This is a genomic window from Paucihalobacter ruber (assembly GCF_006494535.1).
Taxonomy (GTDB): Bacteria; Bacteroidota; Bacteroidia; order Flavobacteriales; family Flavobacteriaceae; genus Paucihalobacter; species Paucihalobacter ruber.
The window spans coordinates 219,501-239,509 of record NZ_VHIQ01000004.1; the positions used below are offsets into that span (position 1 = coordinate 219,501).

The 20,009-nt window shown below is 29.4% G+C and carries 16 protein-coding genes; 5 read left to right on the top strand and 11 right to left on the bottom strand.

Features of this window, described 5'->3' with window-relative positions; all coding sequences use genetic code 11:
- The first annotated feature begins 47 nt into the window (after positions 1–47).
- Together FJ651_RS09705 and FJ651_RS09710 are read left to right on the top strand one after the other, a co-directional pair.
- Positions 48–1,019, top strand: coding sequence for an ATP-grasp domain-containing protein (locus FJ651_RS09705; RefSeq protein WP_140990319.1), 972 nt, complete (start codon positions 48–50; stop codon positions 1,017–1,019).
- Complete coding sequence (locus FJ651_RS09710; RefSeq protein WP_140990320.1) at positions 1,003–1,659, top strand: HAD family hydrolase; 657 nt, start codon at positions 1,003–1,005, stop codon at positions 1,657–1,659. The genes FJ651_RS09705 and FJ651_RS09710 overlap by 17 nt, the downstream gene beginning before the upstream one ends.
- Before the next feature lie 101 nt (positions 1,660–1,760).
- On the opposite strand, the gene FJ651_RS09715 is transcribed toward FJ651_RS09710, so the two are convergent.
- Positions 1,761–2,537: a glycosyltransferase family 2 protein gene (locus FJ651_RS09715; protein ID WP_140990321.1), complete on the bottom strand. Its 777-nt coding sequence runs from the start codon at positions 2,535–2,537 to the stop codon at positions 1,761–1,763.
- A gap of 366 nt (positions 2,538–2,903) precedes the next feature.
- Entirely contained in the window at positions 2,904–3,905 is a 1,002-nt protein-coding gene (locus FJ651_RS09720) for an endonuclease/exonuclease/phosphatase family protein (protein ID WP_140990322.1), read from the bottom strand.
- Positions 3,906–4,307: 402 nt separating this feature from the next.
- Between FJ651_RS09720 and FJ651_RS09725 the strand changes: the two genes are divergently transcribed.
- From FJ651_RS09725 to FJ651_RS09735, 3 genes are all read left to right on the top strand, one after another.
- Positions 4,308–6,371: an HAD hydrolase-like protein gene (locus FJ651_RS09725; RefSeq protein WP_140990323.1), complete on the top strand. Its 2,064-nt coding sequence runs from the start codon at positions 4,308–4,310 to the stop codon at positions 6,369–6,371.
- Positions 6,372–6,695: 324 nt separating this feature from the next.
- The gene (locus FJ651_RS09730; RefSeq protein ID WP_140990324.1) at positions 6,696–8,144 is read left to right on the top strand and encodes an MBOAT family O-acyltransferase; all 1,449 of its coding nucleotides are present in this window, start codon (positions 6,696–6,698) and stop codon (positions 8,142–8,144) included.
- 1 nt (position 8,145) lies between these two features.
- The gene (locus FJ651_RS09735; RefSeq protein WP_140990325.1) at positions 8,146–9,096 is read left to right on the top strand and encodes a hypothetical protein; all 951 of its coding nucleotides are present in this window, start codon (positions 8,146–8,148) and stop codon (positions 9,094–9,096) included.
- A gap of 19 nt (positions 9,097–9,115) precedes the next feature.
- On the opposite strand, the gene FJ651_RS09740 is transcribed toward FJ651_RS09735, so the two are convergent.
- The 9 genes from FJ651_RS09740 to FJ651_RS09780 form a co-directional block, all read right to left on the bottom strand.
- Positions 9,116–10,261 (bottom strand): glycosyltransferase family 4 protein, encoded by a 1,146-nt coding sequence (locus tag FJ651_RS09740; protein ID WP_140990326.1) that lies wholly within the window; start codon positions 10,259–10,261, stop codon positions 9,116–9,118.
- A 6-nt stretch (positions 10,262–10,267) separates the two neighbouring features.
- The gene (gene asnB / locus FJ651_RS09745; RefSeq protein ID WP_140990327.1) at positions 10,268–12,169 is read right to left on the bottom strand and encodes an asparagine synthase (glutamine-hydrolyzing); all 1,902 of its coding nucleotides are present in this window, start codon (positions 12,167–12,169) and stop codon (positions 10,268–10,270) included.
- A gap of 20 nt (positions 12,170–12,189) precedes the next feature.
- Positions 12,190–13,335, bottom strand: coding sequence for a glycosyltransferase (locus tag FJ651_RS09750; protein WP_140990328.1), 1,146 nt, complete (start codon positions 13,333–13,335; stop codon positions 12,190–12,192).
- Positions 13,332–14,420 (bottom strand): glycosyltransferase, encoded by a 1,089-nt coding sequence (locus tag FJ651_RS09755; protein WP_140990329.1) that lies wholly within the window; start codon positions 14,418–14,420, stop codon positions 13,332–13,334. Before FJ651_RS09755 ends, FJ651_RS09750 begins: the two co-directional genes overlap by 4 nt.
- A gap of 59 nt (positions 14,421–14,479) precedes the next feature.
- Entirely contained in the window at positions 14,480–15,016 is a 537-nt protein-coding gene (locus FJ651_RS09760; protein ID WP_140990330.1) for a serine O-acetyltransferase, read from the bottom strand.
- A gap of 95 nt (positions 15,017–15,111) precedes the next feature.
- A complete protein-coding gene (locus FJ651_RS09765) occupies positions 15,112–16,062 on the bottom strand; it encodes a glycosyltransferase family 2 protein (protein WP_140990331.1) in 951 nt (316 codons plus the stop codon).
- Between the two features lie 96 nt (positions 16,063–16,158).
- A complete protein-coding gene (locus FJ651_RS09770; protein WP_140990332.1) occupies positions 16,159–17,382 on the bottom strand; it encodes an O-antigen ligase family protein in 1,224 nt (407 codons plus the stop codon).
- Positions 17,379–18,479: a glycosyltransferase family 4 protein gene (locus FJ651_RS09775; protein ID WP_140990333.1), complete on the bottom strand. Its 1,101-nt coding sequence runs from the start codon at positions 18,477–18,479 to the stop codon at positions 17,379–17,381. The genes FJ651_RS09770 and FJ651_RS09775 overlap by 4 nt, the downstream gene beginning before the upstream one ends.
- Positions 18,476–20,008 carry a lipopolysaccharide biosynthesis protein gene (locus FJ651_RS09780; protein ID WP_140990334.1) on the bottom strand — a complete coding sequence of 511 codons (1,533 nt, stop codon included), beginning with the start codon at positions 20,006–20,008 and terminating at the stop codon, positions 18,476–18,478. Before FJ651_RS09780 ends, FJ651_RS09775 begins: the two co-directional genes overlap by 4 nt.
- Position 20,009 lies beyond the last annotated feature (1 nt).

The following is a 20,009-nucleotide window of genomic DNA, read 5'->3' on the forward strand; positions in this document are numbered from 1 at the left end:
TGAATAATTACGTATTCTTGTATTTGAAAAAGAATTGACTTGAAAAAATGAATATTTTAATAACCTGTGCCGGTAGAAGAGTCTCTCTTGTTAGAGCTTTTCAAAAGGAATTAAAACTCATAAATCCCCATTTTAAGGTTTATGCGGCCGACTTTGAGCCCAAACTTTCGGCGGCCTGTCATGTGGCAGACGGTTATTTTGAAGTTCCGCTTTTAAATGATGTAAATTATATAGATACGCTTCTAAACTACTGTCAAAAGTTTCATATAAAATTATTAATTCCTTGTATTGATACTGAACTTTTAGAATTAAGTCAACATAAAGCTCGATTTGAAAGTCTAGGCATTAAGGTGGTCATCTCTTCTGAGAATTTTGTGAATATGTGTAGAAATAAGCGTTTGATTCACACTTTTTTTAAAGAGAACAACATACAGCATGCCCACGAATTTTCTAAAATCAATTTTAAGTTTCCTGTTTTTATTAAACCTGCAGACGGTAGCCGAAGTATGGATACTTACCTTGTTAAATCGGAAAATGATTTGCGAGAGGAATTCTTCAATGATAACAGGTTCATGTTCTTAGAGTATTTAGATTCGCAATTATACGATGAATTTACGTGCGATTTATATTATGATAAAACCCACTATTTAAGGTGTGTAGTTCCTAGGAAGCGTATTGAAGTTAGAGACGGCGAAGTTTATAAAAGTCTTGCACAAAAAAATTATCTGGTTTCATACATTAGAGAAAGATTGAGTTTTATTGACGGTGCTGTTGGTTGCCTAACTTCACAATTTTTCCTGAGTAAAAATGAAGATCAAAAAGTGTATGGTATCGAAATTAATCCCAGGTTTGGTGGTGGTTATCCACTGTCTTATTTGGCAGGAGCAAATTTTCCTAAATGGATAATCAATGAATATCTTTTAAACAAAACTATTGATGATCAATTTGATGTTTGGGAAGATAATTTACTCATGATTAGGTATGACGATGAAGTGTTAGTGCATGGATATAAAGGTTGACCAAAATACCGTTGTTGTTTTTGATTTAGACGACACCTTGTATAATGAGTTAGACTACTTAAAATCGGCATTTAAAGATATCACTCAGCGCCTTTCACCGGGTAATTGGAAATCTCTTTATGCTTATATGTTTTCTTTACATCGAAGTAAAAAAAATGTTTTCGAAATTATTTCAGAAAATCATCAAATCGAGATACCAACGTTAATTGATTGGTATCGATCTCATCAACCTGAAATACATTTGTTTGATGGTGTTTTTGAATTATTAACGCAAATTAAACAAAAAGGAGGCAAATTAGCGGTAGTAACCGATGGCCGGGTTAAGACACAGATGGCGAAACTAGAAAGCCTTGGCATTCTTCAATTTTTTGATGAGGTTGTAATTTCTGAGGCCTTAGGAACCGAAAAACCTCATTTAACAAATTTCCGGGTTCTTACAGAAAAAATGCATGGAAATCAATATTTCTACATAGCAGATAATTTCAAAAAGGATTTTATAACACCCAATTCGTTAGGTTGGACTACTCTTGGACTTATTGATAATGGTTTGAACATCCATTATAATCATCATGAATTTTTTGATGAAGAACATTTACCACAATATTATATTCTATCAATAAAAGAACTTAGGATTGTTTGAGAAATCCTACAATAAATGATATCAATAAATAATTAAAGTATAGGCTATTATTAGATTAGTACAACTCGTTATTGATTAGATAATCTGTAAGCTACATAACTTTATATATTGTCTAAATTAAATTCCTTACGAATAAATAAAGTAGCTACTATTCTATATTTACCAAGTCTTCTAAAAATAGTTTTTATTGATTGTAAATTTGAAGGTTTTATTTGTGTTCTTATTTTCATTTCATTACGATCAAGAACATGATTTGTCCCGTTTAACATACTATATAAGGCACCCGGAAAAGGCAGCGGTCTTAAGTAAATACCATTATCGAACTTAGTTACTTGATGATCAAACCAAAAATTATTTTTGAACATTAAAAAGATTAGTTCCGGTTTTATAATTACACAAGAGCCGCAAATAGTATGGAAATTTTTTAAATTCAAATATGCATATTTCTTACCTTCCGGATATAAATAACCTTTATTTATATACCAACCAGGCAAAGTATCTCTACCCTTTTTATTGACAAATTCACTTATTTTATTACTGATACAATCGTCTGCATCTACGGTCATTACATAATTAACATGCAGTTTTTTAGAATATTCTGTGGCAAATAATATTTTTTTACCCTTATCTGCTTCTTTAAGTGAATAATCTTCACTAGTCTTTTTTAAATTAGGAGGCGGAAAATCAACTTGTAAAAATTTAATTCGAGAATCATTGTTATAATTTGTATCAGGTATTTCATGACAAGAAACCAAGACCATAAAATTTGAATTGGTTTGATTACAAATTGAATTCAAACAACGATTTAAAAGTTTACAAACAAGGTCCCAATCTTTACTTACTACTTTACTTTTTAAAGGAACTATAAATAATAACATTATTTGAATTTAATTTAGTTAGGTGAATGCTTTTAATTGATGTTACTTTGTTGTTTTTGTCCTTTTTTATTTTCTTAAATATTCATAATTTCATTATAAGATTTTGAAGCACCAAATATAAATAAATCACCTTAATATATTGATTATTAGTTTTTTTTTGTTTAAAATTATAAAAAAAGCATTTATTTTTAAATAACTAATAGAAAGGTATGTGGTGTTCGCTAGATATTTTATCAATTATTTAAAAAAAATAGCTTTTTTTCAACTTTAATGTATTTATAATTTAAAGCATTTTATAAAACCATTACACGTTTTTCCGAACAATACTTATTTCTTTTTACCTTCAGAAAGTAGAGATTGAGCAATTTATTTAATTGTAAAATAGACGCAGATAGGCTCATGATCGGATAAATTCAAATCGAAATTATCGTGACTAAGGATGTTTATTTGTTCATGACTCAGAAAATAATCTAATCTTAACGGATAATTTTTTAAAGAGAAAGTGGTTCCCAATCCATTGCCTTTTGATATAAATGAATCATTTAAACCCGTTTTTAAAAGTCTGTAAGGTTTACTGAATTGGGTAGCATTGAAATCGCCGGAAATGATAAACTTTTTATTCGATTTAAGCGCATGAGTTTTTACTAAGGTAGCTTGTTCTATTTGTTTTGATATCACATTGTTTAAGTTGTACCAAAAGTTATAGTTATCATAGCTGGTATTAGCAATGTAACGATTAATAACATACGACTGTAAATGTAAATTGTAAACTCTTATAGTATCTTCGTCTATCTTGATGTCAGCGTAAATAGCGTTATTACGGGTATCGGGAAAGTCTATATAGCCTTTATCAATTATTTCATATTTGGAGTAAATCTCAAGTAACGATTTACCAATGCTTTCTCTGTAACCTAAAAAATGGTAAGGATAATTTGTTATTTTTCTACCTCGTTTATAATCCGATTCTTGCAATATTAAAATATCCGGACTTATCGAGTCTACAAATTGGGCTATAGATACAGAGGCGTGTGCTCCTATATTTTTAGAAACAGAATGTTCATAAGCTCTAACATTGTAAGTCATTAAACTTACAGTGTTTGTTGTTTTATCAATATCAATTTTTGAAAATTGATAGAAAAAATTAAAACTAAACAAGAATAAAACAATACCAATTAAAGAGAAGTAATACTTTTTAAATAATACAAGGTATAAAGCAGCCATGCAACTTAACACAAAAATTAACGGCATTGACAAACTGAAAAATACAGATATCAAACCAAAATCTAAAAACGAACCGGCAATACCTGCTAATAATATTATTTGTATAACAATTAAAAATTTGTCAATTTTGGTAAAGTGAAAGTTCATTAATATTAATTAATAGATTTGTTTCTATATCCGCTTAATTACAGATGCCCGCCTGTAGGCTTCTTTTCTTTAAAGGTTAAAAATACCACTATATAGGACAAGACAAAAATAATACTTCAATCGCTAAAATTAAAAACAAATTAGTTGTTAAATATCTAAAAAACAATTATTTTGCCTTAACAATTGAGGTAATCGAATTATTAAGTTTTATATCGAGAAAATAAAACCAATTTCAATTAATAAAGTAATCTTGTATAATAGTCTGTTATTTAGATTTTACATGACACAAAGATTTAAGTCAATATGATAATTATAATGTAGCGAGCAATAAAAGTTTTATTAACCCCCTTTAAAATACTATCTTCTAACTCTCAACAATATTCACCTCTTGCGCAGTTTTCAATGAAAGAATTATTTAATAAAATTAATACAGAGACTGTAAATGTTGTATTTACTGATTATTTTGACACCATTGCGCACCGTACCGTTCATCCAAACAGCGTTCTTAGAATTTGGTCTAAACGTATTATAACAGAGTTGGGATGGACTATAGAAATAGACGACTTATATTTTAGTTTTAAGGCTGCAACGAGCCATTTGGCTGATAAATACATGGTGAATGATAATGAAATTCCATATCACAGCGTTTTGGAAGAAGTTTTTATGCGACTTAATAACTCCAATTTCGCCTGCGATGCTGATAGAGATAGATTTTTAGATTTGGCAGAGTTGATTCACTTTCAAGTAGAGTCTGAGGTACAGTTTATTAATACAACTACCCTTAATTTTTTAAGAAGTTGTAAAGACAAAGAAAAAAAGATCTATATCGTTTCTGATTTTTACACTTCTAAGTCAATATTTATTAAATTGTTGGATTATCATGGGATTACTGATCTATTTGAGGATGTTTTTGTTTCTTCCGAATTAAAGTCGAGTAAACATCAAGGCAGTATTTACAACAAACTATTGTCTGAACTCCAAATAAATCCCGAAAATGTTTTAATGATTGGAGATAACCAGCGCAGCGATTTTAAAAATGCAAAAGAAGCCGGACTAAATGCCTTTTTATTACCGCATCAAGTACATCTTCGTCGGAATAAGATAAGAGGTTTAGGAAATGATCAAAAACAGCTTAGACGGGTTATTAAAAAGGTTTATAAAAAGGCTCATAACAGTGAAGTATTACCTTATACAGAGTATGTCATTTTTTATTATTTCTTCGTAGAGCGGCTTTACAAATACTGCAGAATTCACAAGGTTAAAAATTTATTTTTTTTAGCAAGGGAAGGCCAATTTTTAAAGAAGCTTTTTGATGTTTATGTTAAAGCCAATTTGTTAGATAATAACAGTGTAATTAATACTCACTATTTAAAAATATCAAGGCAAGCTTCCATACAAATCGCCTTAAAACCCATTGAAGAAGAGCCATTTTCTTACTTGAGGAAACACTATAAAAGTACAACAACCAGAGAATTTTTATCGTTTTTTAATTTCGATGAAGCGCTCATCAATCAAATAAATAATACTATAGACTTTAGTGTAGATGAAGAAATTCAACATTTTTTTGATACCAATCAATTTACGAAATTAAAGCAAAACAACATATTTCTTGATGCCTATGAACAACACAGGCTGTCTAACAGTGCCGTTTTTAAAGACTATATAAATTCGTTTAATGTTGACATAAAAAGTGAGGGTATACATGTTATAGATATAGGCTGGGGCGGAACCATGCAAGAAGCTTTATATAAGTTTTTTGAAGCTAAAATTAAAGTAACAGGTTTATATTTAGGCTTAAACGAAATTTATAAGCTGTTGCCGGATACCAAACGATATGGATTATTATTTAGTGTTTCACCATACACAGATTACAATTCAAATATTCTCAAAGCTAACAGGCAACTTTATGAGCAATTTGCAGGGGCCAACCACGGCACTTCTGTACAATATAGAAAAACCGAAAACGGATTTGTTGTTGAACATTATGAAGAAAATGAAAAATGGTTATACGACCATTACATAGGTCGTCATCAAGATGAAATGTTTAAACAATATCAGGCATTACTAAAAACTACCGGACATATCTGTTATAATGATGAAATGTTAACAACAGAATTAGTGAATATAGCGCTTAGAATAGGTCTTTTTCAATCAAGAAATAAGCTTAGATTCTTAGCTGTTTTAAACACGGGATTTTATCAAAATTTAGGAGAGAAAAAAATAGGAATTGAATACACCGTGCCCCAGAACTTACTATCATTAGGAACTTTTTTAAAAATTATTGTAAAGCCGGAAGAATATTTTAAGTATGCCGTTAAAATTAAAGCGACGTTATTTAATAGAAATTCATTTTTATCTATTTTTTTTCCGGGATATTTATTGTTTTGGTATTATAAAATAAATCGCTACATCAGATTTAAAATTTTAAAGCCAAAAGTGTTGTTGCGGTTTAATTTGTTTAGGTGAATTATTGTTTTTTGATATTTAAAAATGTTCGATCTATGAACATAAAATAAAATAAATTACTTTTCAGATTGCATGATTACAAACATAATTTCATATTAAGGAATAAATTTAAATGGCTTAATTATTTTAGTTGAAGTGTAAAGGTTATAATTTTAAGAGTTTTATAATCATATGGATATAGACTTGTTTGCAAGTCGTTACAGAACGTATTTTTCTATCATATCAACTAAAATTTAGTCAATTTTTAGGATGACAATCATTCATTTTATTATATTTCCAAATGAATTATCAATGGCCTACCCAAATCAATAAAAAAATCTATTTATGCTTTTCAACTCGATAGACTTTGCTGTTTTCCTTCCAATAGTTTTTGTCTTATATTGGTTTTTTTGCCAAAAGAATTTAAAACTACAAAACATACTCATTGTAGTTGCAAGTTATGTTTTTTATGGATGGTGGGACTGGAGATTTTTATCTTTGATTATCTTCAGTACAGTTTTAGACTATTCCATAGGCATTGCTCTTTCAAAAGAAAATAATAACAGCAAAAGAAAACTTTTATTATTGTTAAGTATCTTGGTAAATCTTGGTTTTCTTGGATTTTTTAAATATTATAATTTCTTTTTAGATAATTTAATTACCGCATTTACTTTTTTTGGAACCGAATTACGGGCTAGCTCATTAGAAATCATTTTACCTGTTGGGATTAGTTTTTACACTTTTCAAACTTTAAGTTATACCATAGATGTTTATAGAAATAAACTTGAGCCAACGAAGAATTTTGTAGCTTTTTCTGCTTTCGTTAGTTTCTTTCCGCAGTTGGTTGCAGGGCCTATAGAGCGTGCTACAAATTTATTACCTCAGTTTTATACTCAACGTAAATTTGAACATAACAAAGCCGTAGATGGTTTGCGTCAAATATTATGGGGTATGTTTAAAAAGGTTGTCGTTGCAGATAATTGTGCGGTCTTTGCTAATGATTTTTTTAATAACCACTCCGACTACGGAGGCAGTGGTTTACTTCTTGGAGTTGTTTTTTTTACTTTTCAAATTTATGGTGATTTTTCAGGTTATTCAGATATTGCTATAGGAACCTCTAGATTATTTGGGTTTGATTTAAAACAAAATTTTGCATTTCCATATTTCTCTCGTGATATTGCTGAATTTTGGAGACGCTGGCATATCTCACTATCAACTTGGTTTAGAGATTATTTATACATTCCTTTAGGTGGAAGTAAAGGTGGTAAAATGATGAAAGTACGCAATACTTTTATAATTTTTATAGTGAGTGGTTTCTGGCACGGAGCTAATTGGACTTTTATAATTTGGGGTGCCTTAAATGCTATTTACTTTCTTCCGCTCTTATTAGCTAATAAAAATAGAATAAATTTAGGTATTGTTGGAGAAGGTGGTTCCTTACCAACTTTAAGAGATGTTTTTAATATTAGTTATACATTTTTTTTAACCATGATTGCATGGGTGTTTTTTAGGGCCGATTCGGTCACGCATGCCATAGATTATTTAAAAATTATGTTTTCAAAAAGTTTGTTCTCTATTCCAATGTTTGAAAATAGAACTCACGCTTTTGAGGTGATTGTTCTTATTGTTTTTTTATTGTTTATTGAGTGGCACGGAAGAGAATCGAAGTATGGTTTAGAGAGAATAGGACTAACATGGAACAGAAATTTAAGAATTACATTCTACTTAGGTATAATTTGTTTAATATTCTTATTTATTGGTAAAGAACAAGAATTTATTTATTTCCAATTTTAATATGAAGAGTTTTATAAAAAAAATAAGCTTATTTCTACTTTTATCAATTGTAGTATTAGCAACTATAGTATTAGGCTCTAAATATATTGTTAAGTCTAAGTCGAGTTTTAAAATTAATGAAGATATCACCAAACTTATCATCGGTCATTCTCATTCTGAATGTTCAGTTGATGATTCTTTACTCGATAATAGCATTAACCTATCTGCTTCCGGAGAATCCTATTTTTACAATTACCAAAAACTAAAAAAGGTATTAGAAGAAAATAAACAAATTAATTCTGTATTCATAGAATTTTCGAATAGCCAAATAGATAGCGTAATGGACGATTGGATTTGGGGATTTGAAAAAATGTCATATTATCTTCAATATTACAGTCCTTTTCTAAGTTCTGAAGACTTTAATCTTTTATTTGAAAACAATTCAACCGATTTAATATCGAGTTATTCAATTGCAACCCGAAAACATTTGTATCGAATCATTAATGGAGACTATTATTTAACAGATGAGATTGGCAGTTACGCTGATTCAAGGCTAAGCAAAATTAATGAATTGATGGCCAAAAATAGATTTAACAGCACGATATCTAAAAGCCAGTCTTTGTCAACAACCAATTTGACCTATTTAAGAAAGATGATAGATTTATGTCGTGAAAATAAAGTAGAAGTTTTTCTCTTGAGAAGCCCGCAACATCCTTTGTATGCAGATTTGATAAACGAACCTGTTTTTCAAAATGTACTAAAATCGCAATTTAGTGATGTTGATTTATTAGATTTTAACGACATGTCTTTTCCCAATAGTTATTATTTAGACTTTCATCATGTAAATTATAAGGGAGCACAGCAGTTTACAAGGCTTTTAAACGAATTAATTAATACTGATTTGTTAAGCTTCTCGAATAAGCAAGAGCTAATAGATAAAAGCTTAGAACATTTTAATAGTAGTAACCTGTAATTTTATTAATAAATGAAAACTATTTAAAAGAATTATAAAGTTCTAATAGCTCTTCCCATATAACTTCTCTTTTGTATTTTTTAATAATATTGGGTCTGGCATTTTTAGAAAGTTCTTCTCTTTTATTTTTGTCGTGAAGCAACTTTAGCATGCCTTGTTCTAATGATTCAGTATTTTTCACCGGAATAATCAATCCGTTAAAATCATGTATAATAATTTCGTTACAACCATTAATGTTTGATACAATACATGGCAATTCCATACAACTTGCCTGAAGTACAACGTTGGGGAAGCCTTCTCTATAGCTAGGAAATGTAAATATGTCACTAATGGCAAGATAGGGTCTTATGTCATGAACATGACCTGTTGTATGAATATTTAAATTTTGATTTATGATTCTTGCTGTATCGATGGCAATAGGGTCAAGATTTTTTTCTTCTTCTCCTAAAATAAGTAATTTTATATTTGATTGATTATAACAGAGATTATCGAACGCTCTAACCAGTTCGTTAATACCTTTATCCTTAACAATTCGTCCAATAAATATAAATACCGTATCATCTGCTTTGATATCGAGTGATTTTCTTAGTTTAATTTGGATTGATTCATCAACCTGTTTTTTGTCATAATGGTCAGTATTTATGCCATTGGAGCTACCGTTGCCAATTACTCTTAATTTTTTGGCATTACAAAATTTCGAATTGATAATAATATCTTTAAGAGCAAAAGAATTTGGAAGCACCAAAGTTGCCGATGCATAAGTAATTTTTTCAACAAGATTAAGTAGTTGACGTTTTAGGCCGGTAGCTTCTAATAAAGGTAATCCTGCTATGGTGTGCAGTCTGTTTGGTACACCTGCTAATTTTGCTGCTAACATACCCAAAGTTCCTGCTTTTGGCGTGTGGGTATGTACTATGAATGGTTTTTCTCGTCTTAAAAATTGATAGAGTTGGTATAATGCCTTCAAATCTTTCAAGGGAGAAATAGTTCTTGTCATATCAATCGCAAAAACATCGATACCTTCTGCCTTTTGAACCTCTGATAGTAATTGACCAGAACTGGAAACTCCTATAACGTGGTAATATTTATTAATAAATTTAAGCTGATCCTTCAGTAGTACTTTCAAAGAACCTGGTACTGTTGTAATTCGAATTATTTTCTTCATTTTTTCTTATAAAACCGAAAATGTATTTAAATACCACTTTTGAAATACGTAAAAAGACCAAACCCTTAAACTATTATCTTCTTTGCCTGCTATATGGTTTTTAACCAGAGTATTAATATAAATACTATTAAAAATTTTTTGAGTTTCTAAAAATTTAGGTTCAATAAATGATTCTAATTCTCGTCTTAAACTAGATCTCAACCAATCACCAACAGGAACACCAAAACCTTGCTTAGATTTATTTAAAAAATCTTTGGGGAACTTATGTGCAAATGCTTCCTTTAAAATGTACTTTTTATTCCAACCTTTCATTAAATAATCCTCAGGCAACGAATTGGTGAAGTTCCATAAATCTTTGTTTAAAAATGGTGCTCTACATTCTAAAGAGTTTAACATGCTGGTTCTATCGACTTTAACCAACATATCACCTTCAAGACTTATATTTTTATCAACTTGTCTAAAATCTGTGAGCGTTTTTGGATTGTGTTGATTGTACTTTTCTTTCATCTCAGCAAAAGTATCATCTATTAAAATATCCCCCTTTAATAATTCCATTTTTTCTTGGTCTGTAAAAGCCAAAGAAATAATATTCCAATATTGATTTCCGTCATAATTAAAAGCCTTTAGAAGTCTATTAAGCTTAAAACGCTTACCGCGATTATCATCTTTCGTGCTGAGTAACCCATCAGACAATTTTAAAATTTGCGAGTGTAAACTTTTGGGAACAATATTGGTATACTTACCATTAAGTTTCCCCATATAATATTTATTATAACCCCCAAAAACTTCATCACCACCATCACCGGTGAGGGCCACTTTTACATAATCACTGGCGAGTTTAGAAACCAAGTAGGTAGGTAATGCCGAAGAATCTGCAAATGGTTCATCAAAATTTAAGAGGATATCGTCTAAATTTTCTTTAAAATCAGTTTCCTTAACGATAAATTCGTGATGATTACTATTAACTAATTGCGCGACGATTTTTGATTTATCAGTTTCATTATATCCCTTTTTTTCGAAACCAATTGAAAATGTTTCAATTTTTCCATCTGAAATTTCAGCTAAGCAGTGGGTTACCACAGAAGAATCTACACCACCGGATAAAAAAGTACCTAACGATACATCTGCAATTGATCTGGATTCAACGCTTTGTAAAACTTTATCATAGATTTGTTTTTTGGCATCTTGAAAACTGATGTCTTGTTTTACAATAGGTGGTTGTTTTTCAATAAGTTCAATTTGGTAAGAATGGGTATTTAAGTCAAAGGCTATATAGTGATTACTAGGTAATTTAAAAATATCTTTATAGATCGAATAGGGTGCAGGTATGTAGGTAAGTCTAAAAAAAAGATTTAAACCTTCTTTACAAATGTCTGGTTTACTCGGTAAATAATTAAGTATTGACTTTAATTCAGAACCAAAAATAAAATCTGTTGTTGTTTTTGTATAGTACAATGGCTTTTCTCCAAAAAAATCTCTAGCAATAAAAACCTTATTTTTGTGCCTATCATGGATGCTAAAGGCAAACATGCCATCTAATCGTTTAAATGCATTAACACCTTGTTGCTCATATAGTTTTAATATAACTTCTGTGTCACTTGTTGTTTTAAAAGTAACCCCTTTAATTTCCAACTCTGCTTTAAGTTCGCGGTAGTTATATATTTCACCATTGAAGACAATCACAATCTGCTTGTCATCAGAATAAATCGGTTGTTTACCTGTACTTAAATCTATAATAGATAATCGACGCATGGCCATTCCAACTGCAAAATCATCTTGTTTATGAGTATAAACACCATCATCATCTGGTCCTCTGTGAATAATCAAGTTATTCATATGAGATAATTGTCCGGCTAACAAAATTTTGTTCTCTTGACTTTTGGTTATGATTCCGTTTATTCCGCACATATTGCAGGCATTAATAAGAGTTAATTTACACTTTTTATTGTTTGAATATATTTTTCTAATATTCTGTCCTTTTCATAAATTTTAACCCGTTCTAAAACATTAATTTTACTAGTATTTAAATAATTTATATTTTCAATAAAATAACTCATACCTTTTGACATTAATTCAACATTCATAACGGGTACCAAAATTCCGTAATCAGTAATCATAAGATCTTCTTTCTTTTCAACTAAATTCATAATTTCACTAGGTCCGGATTTGCAATTTGTAGTTAAAATAGGTAAGCCAGATGCCATGGCTTCTAAAACAACATTAGGAAAACCTTCATGATTAGAGCCAAAAACAAATAAATCTGCACCTTTAAGATATTTAAATGGGTTTGAATCAAAGCCCATTAAAAACACTTGATTTTGTAACTTTAATTTATCTATAAGAGCTTCAAGTTCGTCGCGCAAAACACCTTCACCAAAAATATATAATTTTAATTTTGGATTGTTCAATTTTGATAAAGCATTTATGAGTAAGGAATGATTCTTACCACGATCAAGCCGGCCAATAGTTATCATATTAAAGTGATTTTTTAAAAAGAAACCCTTAATGGCTGCAATATTGTGTATTTTATCTAAATCAATCGGATTATTAACAACAGCTGTTTTATTAGCAGGTACCTTGAAATTATTTATCAAATCCATTTGATTACCATTGGAATTACAAATTATTAAATCTGCTTTTTTAAAGAAAAAACGTATCATTAATTTGTTAAAAGTCGATTGAAAATTTTTATAACTGTATTCTAAACTAGGATAAGCTAGTTCATTTATTATTAGTTTAAAACGGTAGTTTGTAAAAGTTCGAGCAATTATGTTAATAAAATTTGGTCTCGAAAGAAGGCTAATGCTATGTGTTACCTTTAGCTTTTTAATTAGTCTTGAATATTTGTATGCTAGTAAAGGAATTTTTGCCGCTTTTAGAATGCCACTCTCATTAAAGTTTGATTTTTCCAAATAGTAAATTTTCACATCCTCAGGTAAATCATATTTTATAGTTGAATTCATCAAAATGAAACAAACATCTATATCATGCTTGATACAATAAGATACAATATATATAAATTGTCTTTCTGCTCCTCCTCCTGATAAGGAGTACATGAATATTCCTAATTTCATTTTTGTGTTTGTTTTAAAATATTTTTAAATAAATCTTCATATTCCTCGATTATACGTGACTTATTAAATCTTTCCGTTACGGATTTACTTACATCAATTGAATTCCAATGTTTTAAGTTGTTCATTTTTTCTAAAAAGTCTTCCTCAGAATCAACCATGTAGCCATTAATTCCATTTTTTATAATCTCTTTCGTGCCACCAGGAACATTAAAGGCTAAAACAGGGGTCCCAACAGCACAACTTTCCATCAATGAATTAGGGAAACCTTCATAAAAAGACCCTTGTAAAAACAAGTCACTTTTTGCAAGATATTTATGAACTTCATTTGTGAAATTTACATGCGTAATTTTACTACTTAATCCATGTTTAAGAGTTAAATTATAGATATTTTCTTTTTCAGGACCATCCCCAATTATTGTGTAATGAAAAGGATAATTTATTTTAGATAACACAGATAATAATCGTGCATGCCCTTTTTCTTTACTGAGCCTACCAACTGTGACAAATTGCTTAATTTCATTATCTTGGTGCTTATTTTTAACTTTAAAATTATTGGAAATGGGGTTGTTAATAACGATTAATTTATCATTTTTTATATTATTTCTTTTTTTGAGGTCCTGAAGCATGTCTTGAGATTGACAAATTATTTTGTCAAAATAATTGTAGCGATTTCTAGATAAATATGACAAAAGATTAAACGAGTGCTTACGCTGGGAAAACATTTCTACCATTGAAGATTGTATGGTAACTTCTCTTGATATAAACTTAACTGTTGGAAATAGAAGTGAAACATAAGCAATTAAAGTATTGAGATGGTCATTTGCAGAGACAACGATATCTAGTTTGTTTTTTTTGAGAAACTTAACCAATGAAAATGCGCCTTTGGATACACGCTGTTTTTCAAAAAACACGACATTAATATTCCTTATATCATACGAAGCATCTTTTGAAAACCCCATAATGATTAAGGTTGAATTAAACTTTTTAGGATTTAAATTTTGAGCAATAAATGAAATAACACGCTCGGCTCCGCCGGGAAGTAGATTAGGTAAGATGAACGCAATATTAATTTTATTTGACTCCATATATCTTTCTTACTAGTCAATATTTGAGATAGCAGGCCTAAATTTTTTAATTTTTATCATCATAAAATGTTATTAATATAACCTTCTGTCGGGTTTTCTTTAAATATAATTTTAGCCGGATTGCCCATAACTAATGAGTTATTGGGTATGTCCATATTTACAAATGAGTTTGGTGCTATTAGAACATTATTTCCAATATTTATTTTACCTACTATTACAGATCCGGTTCCAATCCAAACTTTATCTCCAATAGTGGGGCAGCCTTTATGAATACCTCTATTTGCCCGTCCAATAGTTGTTAGATGAGCTATATTGCAATTTTTTCCAATTTTAACATCTTGATTAATTACTATAGTACCAAAATGTCCAATATAAAAACCTTCTCCGATTGAAGTTGTAATCGGAATTTGAAATCCATATTTATAACTAAGTCTTTTTACAATAAAACCAAAGTAAATTCCTAATAACGAAAATCTTTTATACTGAGATGCTTTACGTAAATAATACATATACTTAAAACCTGGATTTCTTTTTCCTCTAGAAATTTTCGTCAAACCACCGTAACGAAATAAATCTGATTTAATTATTTCTTTCATGTTTCAATTTATAGATTAAAGACCTACTTAAACTACCATGCATCACTTAATTAGAATAGTTATTCCGTCGGACGAATTATTCTTAAAACATTTTATCAAAACAAATGTTTAAAATGCCACCCAATCTCAAAAATTTTTTTTAAACCTTTATTTGGGATTGCACGCAGATAGTCCTGTTTTTTATAATTTAAATAATTTGCTGCTCTTAAAAGGGTATAAGTTCGTTTTAAAAAATATTTTGGTTTTTTAAAAATATAATCTCCTGAAAACCAATTAATAACAGATATTGAATACACAGCAACACCAAAAGAATTTTTTTTATGATTTATATTGGATAATCTGTTGCTCGTATCGGTATGATATATCCTTAATATTTCATTGATATACAAAGTTTCATAACCTTGGCTTGATATAAACTCCCAAATTAGACCTTCAGGAATTAAACCTCTCGAAAACATATTAGGATTTATTTTTATCCTCTTCAAAATTTCAGTTTTTGTAAATCCCCATCTTTCTCCCGAATTAGGAAAATAAATATTTTTTCTGAATGTGTTACTGTAATAATGATGTTCTGGAAATTTTTCACCAATCAGTTGTCCTGAAACATCCATACATAACGAAGTAATTCCGCTGATAATCTCTCTTTTGTTTTTAGGTATGGAATTATATGTCTCATTAAAAATATTTAATGCATTTTCTACACATTCATCATCTGAATCTAGTATAATTAAGAATTTGCCTTGAGCTAAATCAATGGCTTGGAAGTAGCAAGCCATTTTATGTTGGTTTTCAGAATTGTTTATATAGTTAACCTTAAAACTAGCGGTTTTTAAAAGTTCTAATATAACTTCGTGGGAACTATCCGTCGACCCATCATTAATTAAAATCAACTCAAAGTCCTTAAAAGTTTGCTTGTTCAAAGAATTAAAAACTCTATGTATAGTACTTTCTCTGTTATATACTGGCGTAAAAACTGTAAATTTATACTTGAAATTTTTAGTAATGTTTTCGTTTTTTAACGTTGGTAAATAGTCAATAAAATTCATGATTTTCTTGTGTTTTCAATTTATACTATTTTCAGTTAAGGCTAATTTATTCGTTTAATTGATGATAAAAAATTTAAGTATAACTATTCAATAATTTTAATTTAATGATTTTGATGTTTCTAATGAGTTAAAGGATTGATCCGACTTACTGTAATCAATTAAATAACCAACCAAAACAAAGAAAATTATTAAATTAGGTTGATTTATTACACTTTGTAAACTTATCATAAATAAATATAATACTACCAGAATTGACATAGAAAAAGAGCGTAGTCGAGGTTTTAAAGTAAATGTTTTAAAAAGGTAAGAAAACAACATAAAAATAAAAAACAGAAAAGTAAAGATGCCTGCATCTATCCAGACACCTGCATAAGTATTATGTGTTCTCATGGCTACAGAAAAATCGATGCCATTACCAAGAATTGGATTTTTATAAAGGTAATAGAGACCTTGTTCTAATAACTCTCCACGTCCGGAATTGTCAACTTCTTCAAAATTTAAAGTCATTAAATTAAATAGATTGTTAACTTTAGCTGTTTGTGCTTTCGATAAATCTAAATTTTGAGATTGAGACTGAAGAGCAAAAACTCCAAAGTAGAATAATGGGATAGCACAAGCCAATAAAATAAGTTTTAAACCAGTAAAAAATTTGTAATTTAATATAAAAAAAACGAGGGTAAACACGAATAAACCAGTGGTAGAAAATGTTAATATTAAACTGTAAACTATTGTAATTAAAATTATAGTTTTGAGTAATCGAAATACAAATTTTGAAGGTTGATATAATTGATTAAATAATATGTATGCAAAAATACTCGTGTAGGCTGCTGCATTAGGATCACCGTTAAGACCTCCAGCACGATCAAGATCCCATCCACGAAGCACTTCGCCTGTATAAATGTTGAAGTTGAGTTTTAGAAATATAATCGTAACAAAAGATGAAATAACAAAACAAACTGTTACAACTTGCAAGAAAATTTTTAATTGATCTTTATCGCTTAATAAAATATTAAAACCTATGAAATAAATTACAGGAACAAAGGTGGCGATTATAGATGTTTGAAAACCATACAAGCCCGTTGCTAATAATCCAAAACAATAATATAAAATATAGAATACAAACCATAATTGATTAGTACTCGATAAGGTTTTTATTTTTTTTTGAAATAATAAAGATCCAATTATGATAAGCACAAGATTTAAGTAAGCTACTAATTGAGCTCTATCTGGTGAAATAAATTTAGAAATTAACCCTAATATATTAAGACAACTAATCACGAGAGGTACATAAAAGCAAATTATGGGTATAAATTTGTTCATGAATTATTGACTATTTTTAAAATTAGATTTTCATAGCGCTTTGTAATATTCGAAATATGATATTTATCAAGTGATTTTATACCATTTTCCGAAAGTTTTTGTCTTAAACTTTCATTAATAATAAGTTCATTCAAAGCATGTTGCATTTTAATCATGTTTTGATCTTCAATTAGTAAACCATTAATATTATGTTCAATAATATCTGACGGACCGGTCTTACAGTCGTAAGCGATACACGCCATACCTTGAGACATAGCCTCTAACAAAACCATGGGTAGTCCTTCGAACCGAGAAGGCAAGATAAAAATGGATGATTGGATCATGACCTCGGCGATATTTTTTATAAACCCAATAAATTCAATTTTATCCAAAATATGATTTTCTTTAGCTAGCTGTTTTAAATAATTTAATCCAACATCTCCATCTCCAGTGCCAGCAATTTTTAATTTCCAATCAGGATTTTTTTTCAGTATGGGAGCAATTAGTTTAATTAAATTGTCAAATCCTTTATGGTGGAAGCGAGTTAAATTACCTACTGCCAAAATTGATTTTTCTCTTTTATGTTTATTATCAATAATTGGGGTAAAACTACAAGGATTAGGCATGACATAAGTATTGACTCCATGTTTATTATAAAATTCAATATCAAAAGATGTCAATAAAGTAACAACATTTGCCATTTTATAGACGTGTTTTTTAGTGAAATTTGAAATCTTTTTTCTACCTTCCATATATCTTAAATGCGAGTTATGCTCTTGTGCAATAATTTTTATTGAAAATAATTTAGCAACGATAATAGAAATCAGATTTGTAAGTGTGATAAAAGATATTATAATGTCGGGTCTATTTTCTTTAAATTTGTAATACTTAATTAAACCAAACATATTTTTAAGAGCAGGATTTGGAACAAATTTAGGGTTACTTAGCTTTATTCTTTTAATAGCCGGATCAAGATGATAATCTTCTTCTTTTTCTTCGTAAAAAGTTATAACCGATATTTCGTGCTCATAATTTTTAGCCAAACTATTCGCTACAATTGCAGCAACTCTTTCAGCACCCCCACTACTTAAAGCTGATATTATAAAATCTATTTTCATTTTCTTATTTTAACAAGACCTAAAATTCTTTTAGAAACATTTCTAAACCCGGAACTAAAAATATAAATTATCGGCGTGTATACCATAAGTACAATAATCAGAATTTTTAATGCGTAATATATCAAATTAAAAATGGTAATGTCTTTTAAAACTATAAACGCTTGAATTTTATTGCATAATACAAAAGCCAAAACAGAAGTAAATACGAGAACAAAAAAATGTTTCCAGTAATACCATAGTTTAATATTAAATCCATATTTAAATAAATAATAGGGTCGCCATATTAAAATCACTAAAGAAAAGGCTATAGTAGTGCCCATTAATATTCCCGCCAAATCAAAATAATGAAGCAAAATCATTGACATTGTAAGGTTAATTAAACTTTGAACAACAGGTGCCCAAACGTCTTGAAACAATCCATAGGCATCTTTAAAATGATCCACGGGGATTCTTATTTGCATTATGAACATATTGATAAGAAAAAGGAGTAACACATATTTACTCAAAAGATACTTGTCACCAAGCCAAACTATTATAAAAGGTTCTGTTATAAAGTACAAAACAATTACAGCGATGCCGCCAATATAAAATCTCAGAGACATCATCTCCCAAAACACCTTAGTAATGTTTTTCTTGTTATTTTCCGCCACAAGATTGCCGATCCCCGCTGCCGTTCCGGAAAATGTGGTATTTACAAGTTGCAGTAATCTGCTAAAAACCATTTCATAATTACCAAAAAACGCGACGCTTTCAACACTAATAAATATAAAAATCAAAATTTGATCTGTTCCGCCTGTTACAAAAGCGCCTAATTTGTGAACAGAAATCTGTTTTACTTTTTTTATAATTTCAGGATTCGTTTTTAATATCGATTTATTGGTTCTTTGATTAATATTCAGCCAAGGATAAATATGTTTAACTTTTGATCTTAAAAAGTAACTATTGGTTAAATAGAAAACTAACTCTAAGGTTATCCAGCCATAAATACTTTGAAAACAATAAACCACAATACATTGAAGAAGAATTTTTAGAAGATTAATGGATTGCGAAGTGGATGTAATGACGTAATCTTTTTGATCTGCCTGAAGCAAAATAACATGATAATTAAAGAAAAAATTTAAACACATACCAAACAAAAACGTATAGTAAGTGTAGTAAACCACCCATAACGATGCACCAAGAGAATCAAAAATTAATGGAAAAAAGAATGATAATATTATTCCGGCCGTTAAAATAAATAGGCCTATTTTTTTATATAGGTGACCAAAAAGGCCAATTAATTCGTTGATTCGGCCGTGTTCCTTATTAAAAATGGGTCTGTATAGGCTATAGCCCACTGCGGCACCAATACCGAGTTCTGCCAAATTTAAAAATCCCAAAAAACTTCTTAAAGTACCGGATAGCCCCATGAATTCATCTCCCAAATTATCTAAGAATAATTTTCTGGAAACAAATTGTAAAATCAAGAACAGAAGGTAAAAAGACATACTAAACTTCATGTTCTTTAGGGCATGGTTAACTCTAGACATC

Coding starts and splice junctions, on each gene's coding strand:
- FJ651_RS09705 (WP_140990319.1), top strand. CDS start 48: ATGAATATTTTAATAACCTGTGCCGGTAGAAGAGTCTCTCTTGTTAGA.
- FJ651_RS09710 (WP_140990320.1), top strand. CDS start 1,003: ATGGATATAAAGGTTGACCAAAATACCGTTGTTGTTTTTGATTTAGAC.
- FJ651_RS09715 (WP_140990321.1), bottom strand. CDS start 2,537: ATGTTATTATTTATAGTTCCTTTAAAAAGTAAAGTAGTAAGTAAAGAT.
- FJ651_RS09720 (WP_140990322.1), bottom strand. CDS start 3,905: ATGAACTTTCACTTTACCAAAATTGACAAATTTTTAATTGTTATACAA.
- FJ651_RS09725 (WP_140990323.1), top strand. CDS start 4,308: ATGAAAGAATTATTTAATAAAATTAATACAGAGACTGTAAATGTTGTA.
- FJ651_RS09730 (WP_140990324.1), top strand. CDS start 6,696: ATGCTTTTCAACTCGATAGACTTTGCTGTTTTCCTTCCAATAGTTTTT.
- FJ651_RS09735 (WP_140990325.1), top strand. CDS start 8,146: ATGAAGAGTTTTATAAAAAAAATAAGCTTATTTCTACTTTTATCAATT.
- FJ651_RS09740 (WP_140990326.1), bottom strand. CDS start 10,261: ATGAAGAAAATAATTCGAATTACAACAGTACCAGGTTCTTTGAAAGTA.
- asnB (WP_140990327.1), bottom strand. CDS start 12,169: ATGTGCGGAATAAACGGAATCATAACCAAAAGTCAAGAGAACAAAATT.
- FJ651_RS09750 (WP_140990328.1), bottom strand. CDS start 13,335: ATGAAATTAGGAATATTCATGTACTCCTTATCAGGAGGAGGAGCAGAA.
- FJ651_RS09755 (WP_140990329.1), bottom strand. CDS start 14,420: ATGGAGTCAAATAAAATTAATATTGCGTTCATCTTACCTAATCTACTT.
- FJ651_RS09760 (WP_140990330.1), bottom strand. CDS start 15,016: ATGAAAGAAATAATTAAATCAGATTTATTTCGTTACGGTGGTTTGACG.
- FJ651_RS09765 (WP_140990331.1), bottom strand. CDS start 16,062: ATGAATTTTATTGACTATTTACCAACGTTAAAAAACGAAAACATTACT.
- FJ651_RS09770 (WP_140990332.1), bottom strand. CDS start 17,382: ATGAACAAATTTATACCCATAATTTGCTTTTATGTACCTCTCGTGATT.
- FJ651_RS09775 (WP_140990333.1), bottom strand. CDS start 18,479: ATGAAAATAGATTTTATAATATCAGCTTTAAGTAGTGGGGGTGCTGAA.
- FJ651_RS09780 (WP_140990334.1), bottom strand. CDS start 20,008: ATGTCTAGAGTTAACCATGCCCTAAAGAACATGAAGTTTAGTATGTCT.